A 4605-nucleotide genomic window follows, 5' to 3' on the forward strand; every position below is an offset into this window, starting at 1 on the left:
GTTACTCGAGGGCCTTGATGCAGGGCTTGCCCATCAAACACTGCTCGGTGTTACGGGCTCTGGCAAGACGTTCACACTGGCTAATGTGATTGCTCAAGCACAAAGGCCAGCCATTCTACTTGCACCGAATAAAACACTGGCTGCGCAGCTGTACGGAGAGATGAAGTCGTTTTTCCCTAATAATGCTGTTGAGTATTTCGTCTCTTACTACGACTACTATCAGCCTGAAGCCTACGTACCTACCACCGACACCTTTATTGAAAAGGACGCCTCGGTTAACTCGCACATAGAGCAAATGCGCCTGTCGGCCACCAAAGCGCTACTTGAGCGTAAAGATGCCATCATCGTCGCGTCGGTGTCTGCGATCTATGGTTTGGGCGATCCTGAATCCTATTTGCAAATGATGTTGCACATCCGTCGCGGCGATGTGATGGACCAACGTGACATCCTACGTCGTTTGGCCGAATTGCAATACAGCCGCAACGACGTTGCGTTCGAGCGCGGCCAATTTCGAGTGCGTGGAGAGGTGATCGACATCTTCCCGGCTGAATCGGATCAAGATGCGGTACGGATTGAGATGTTTGATGATGAGATAGATTGCATCAGCGTGTTTGACCCGCTCACGGGTGTGGTGAAACAGCGAGACCTACCGCGATTTACCATTTATCCCAAAACGCACTACGTTACCCCTCGAGATCGTATTTTAGATGCGATAGAAAAAATCAAGGTAGAGTTGGAAGGGCGTAAAAAAACGTTGCTGGAAAACAACAAATTGCTTGAAGAGCAGAGGATCTCCCAGCGTACTCAGTTTGATATAGAGATGATGAACGAGTTGGGTTTTTGCTCGGGGATTGAAAACTACTCCCGCTACCTCAGTGGTCGAAATGAGGGAGAGCCGCCGCCGACCTTGTTTGACTATCTACCGCACGATGGCTTGTTGGTGATTGATGAATCGCACGTTACAGTTCCGCAAATCGGCGCGATGTTCAAAGGGGATCGCTCACGAAAAGAGACCTTAGTGGAGTTTGGTTTTCGTCTGCCTTCGGCGCTCGATAATCGTCCGTTGAAGTTTGAAGAGTTTGAATCATTGGCACCGCAAACCATTTTTGTTTCAGCGACGCCAGGTAATTATGAGCTAGAGAAATCGGATGGGGAGATCGCCGATCAGGTCGTTAGGCCGACGGGTTTGCTTGACCCACAACTTGAAGTGCGCCCCGTGGCGACTCAGGTGGATGATTTACTGTCAGAAATTCGTATTCGAGCGGCGAAAGATGAACGTGTGTTAGTCACGACGCTGACCAAGCGAATGGCGGAGGATCTCACTGAGTACTTGACCGAGCATGACGTTAAAGTGCGTTATTTACACTCAGACATCGATACGGTGGAGCGGGTCGAGATCATTCGCGATCTGAGACTTGGCGAGTTTGACGTCCTAGTGGGTATTAACCTTTTGCGAGAAGGGCTCGATATGCCGGAGGTCTCTCTCGTAGCGATTTTAGACGCCGATAAAGAAGGCTTCTTGCGTTCAGAGCGTTCCTTGATTCAGACCATAGGCCGCGCGGCGCGAAACATTGAGGGTCGAGCGATTCTGTACGCGGACACCATCACCAAGTCGATGAAGAAAGCGATGGACGAAACGAATCGACGTCGCGAGAAACAGCAAGCTTACAACGAGAAAATGGGCATGGAGCCACAAGCATTAAAACGTAATATCAAAGATATTATGGAGCTAGGTGATATCACGAAGTCGAAGCGTCAGAAGAATCAAAACGCCGTGCCTTTGTCCAAAGTCGCCGAGTTGTCTCAATCCTATGGCAATATGAGCCCACAAGAGTTAGAGAAAGCGATCAGTCAGCTCGAAGCGCAAATGTATCGTCATGCGCAAGAGTTGGAATTTGAGCTTGCTGCTGAGAAGCGTGACCAAATTGACAAGCTGAGGCAGCAATTTATTGCCAACAGCTAATCCCAGATCACAAGACAAAAAAAAGCCAACAGAAATCAGTTCTATTGGCTATTCTTGTGAATACTTTGTTCACTAACAACGTCAGTTGGCTAGGTGACCCATGAGGGTCACAGTATTTATTGCATCTAGCGTGCCAACTTTTAAAGCGTGATTTTCATTCAATTACGTGCTTTTTAGGTGATAAATTTGCAAAATGCAATGCGCAATGCAATCATTTAGTCGAATGCAAAATAAAAATAGACGGCTAGGCAATGAATACTCAAAAATCCAAATACCTACTCATGGTAGAAGATACGGCGTCCGTTGCGGCGCTCTATCGCTCGTATCTCACGCCGCTGGGGATAGACATCAATATCGTCGGCACTGGGCGTGATGCGATTGAGAGCCTCAATTTTCGCACACCGGATCTCATCCTACTCGACTTAAGACTTCCCGATATGACGGGGATGGACGTATTAACCGCGGTGAAAGCGAAAGTTCCGGATGTCCCTGTTATCTTTATGACTGCCCACGGCTCGATTGATAGCGCGGTAGAAGCGATGCGTCTTGGCGCACAAGACTTTATGATTAAGCCGTGTGAAGCTGATCGCCTGCGCGTAACCGTGAACAACGCGATTCGTAAAGCCACTAAGTTGAAAAACGAAGCCGATAACCCGGGAAATCAGAGTTATCAAGGGTTCATCGGCAGTAGCCAAACCATGCAAGCTGTCTATCGCACCATAGACTCTGCCGCAACCAGTAAAGCGAGTATTTTTATCACTGGTGAGAGTGGCACAGGTAAAGAAGTGTGCGCCGAGGCTATTCATGCCACCAGTAAACGTGGCGATAAGCCCTTTATTGCGATCAACTGTGCGGCGATTCCTAAGGATTTGATTGAGAGTGAGCTGTTTGGCCACGTGAAAGGGGCGTTTACGGGCGCATCAACCGACAGGCAGGGCGCCGCAGAGCTGGCCGATGGAGGAACACTCTTTTTGGACGAGCTGTGCGAGATGGATCTAGACTTGCAAACCAAATTGCTGCGTTTTATCCAGACCGGTACTTTCCAGAAAGTCGGGTCGTCTAAAATGAAAAGCGTGGACGTGCGTTTTGTGTGTGCAACTAACCGCGACCCTTGGAAAGAAGTGGAAGAGGGGCGTTTTCGGGAAGATTTGTACTATCGCCTGTATGTGATCCCATTGCATCTCCCGCCACTGCGTGAGCGTGGCGAAGATATTATAGAGATTGCCTACTCGCTGCTGGGTTTCATGTCCAATGAAGAAGGGAAAGACTTTGTTCGTCTGGCACCGGATGTGGTCGAACGTTTTAAACGTTATGAGTGGCCGGGCAATGTGCGTCAGCTGCAAAACGTGTTACGGAACGTCGTTGTGCTTAATAATGGCCGCGAGATCACCTTAGACATGTTGCCGCCGCCGCTAAACCAACCGGCGACCAATGAAATCCGAGTCTCTTTACCGCAACCGGAGACGATTTCAGTGCATGAGATTTTTCCGTTATGGTTGACTGAGAAAAACGCCATTGAGCAGGCGATCGCCGCATGTGATGGCAATATCCCGAAAGCCGCAGGGTATTTGGATGTCAGCCCGTCAACGCTCTATCGAAAATTACAAGCGTGGAACGCTAAGGAAAGCTAATGGAACCTGTTTTGAATCAGGCTAAAGTCGATAAGTTGGCCGATGAAATCGGCCAAGAGAACGTCCCCGTGCTATTAGACATCTTTTTAGGGGAACTGAGCAGTTACATTGAGCATCTCTCCGATGACGGTGCAACGGACGTGTTAGAGTACCTTAAAGAGATCAGCCACGCGTTGAAAAGTAGCGCCGCCAGTTTTGGCGCCGATGCCCTGTGTCATCTCTCTACGCAAATAGATACCAAAGCCAAAACCGGGGCGGAGTTGGACGTAGAGCAATCAAAGCATGCCATGATTACTCTGTTGCACGAGACCAAGCAAAGTTACCACTCGTTATTGGTCAACTAAATGTTCAATGGCGCGCTGCAATTTCACTCGGTCGTGACGCCAGTCGCGATTGGGTGAGGCAAGGGGCGTCGTCACACAGTTCCACTCGCTGAGCTCAGGGTGAGGCGTATCACCGAGCACCACATCAATCCTACGCCCTTGGCATGCGCGTTCACACCATTCGAGCTTTTCCTTTAAGGACATTTTCCCCGCAGGACCATGCTCCTTGGATAAGTTTTCGACGAAAACCAGTGTCGCTTTGCGATTGAGCGCGATGGCTTTGCTTAATTCAGGCAGCAGCAGCGGGGGCATAATGCTGGTCAGAAAACTGCCAGGGCCAAGTACGATTGCATCTGCCCGTTCAATAGCGAGGACGCCCTCTTTCGTCGCCGGTACCTCAGGCTCTAAGTCTAAACGAATCAACTTATCTGGCATTTCATCGACACTGGTTTCACCGGTGACCCAGCGTCCGTTAGGTGCAAGGGCTTTCAAGTCAGAGGGGTGCTCTGACATGGGGATGATATTGACATCCACTTTAAGCATATTGCGAATGAGATTGGTCGCCTCCAGTGGGCGTACGGACAGGTTATCCAGTGCCGTGAGCATAAGATTGCCAAGGTTATGACCATCGAGCTCTCCCGCGCCTTTGAAGCGATATTCGAACATCATTGAGCTGATGGAGGGTTCG

Annotated in this window: 4 protein-coding genes; 3 read left to right on the forward strand and 1 reads right to left on the reverse strand. The window is 49.6% G+C overall.

What is annotated here, in order from left to right; translation table 11 throughout:
* The 3 genes from uvrB to luxU all read left to right on the forward strand — a co-directional run.
* On the forward strand, positions 1-1963 hold a 1963-nt coding region (gene uvrB, locus AC6R1O_RS15810), incomplete at its 5' end, for an excinuclease ABC subunit UvrB (protein ID WP_500657358.1).
* Positions 1964-2214: 251 nt separating this feature from the next.
* A complete protein-coding gene (gene luxO, locus AC6R1O_RS15815; protein ID WP_500632942.1) occupies positions 2215-3594 on the forward strand; it encodes a quorum-sensing sigma-54 dependent transcriptional regulator LuxO in 1380 nt (459 codons plus the stop codon).
* Positions 3594-3938 carry a quorum-sensing phosphorelay protein LuxU gene (luxU, locus tag AC6R1O_RS15820; protein ID WP_500632941.1) on the forward strand — a complete coding sequence of 115 codons (345 nt, stop codon included), beginning with the start codon at positions 3594-3596 and terminating at the stop codon, positions 3936-3938. Before luxO ends, luxU begins: the two co-directional genes overlap by 1 nt.
* On the opposite strand, the gene yvcK is transcribed toward luxU, so the two are convergent.
* The coding region (yvcK, locus tag AC6R1O_RS15825; RefSeq protein ID WP_500657359.1) for a uridine diphosphate-N-acetylglucosamine-binding protein YvcK at positions 3924-4605 on the reverse strand (682 nt) is incomplete at its 5' end. The two genes, luxU and yvcK, sit on opposite strands and share 15 nt — an antisense overlap.

This window comes from Vibrio sp. R11-SG3-ISO3-SZ, assembly GCF_059834345.1.

Excerpts from the sequence above, each read along its gene's own strand:
- luxU (WP_500632941.1), top strand. The coding sequence starts at position 3,594 with ATGGAACCTGTTTTGAATCAGGCTAAAGTCGATAAGTTGGCCGATGAA.
- luxO (WP_500632942.1), top strand. The coding sequence starts at position 2,215 with ATGAATACTCAAAAATCCAAATACCTACTCATGGTAGAAGATACGGCG.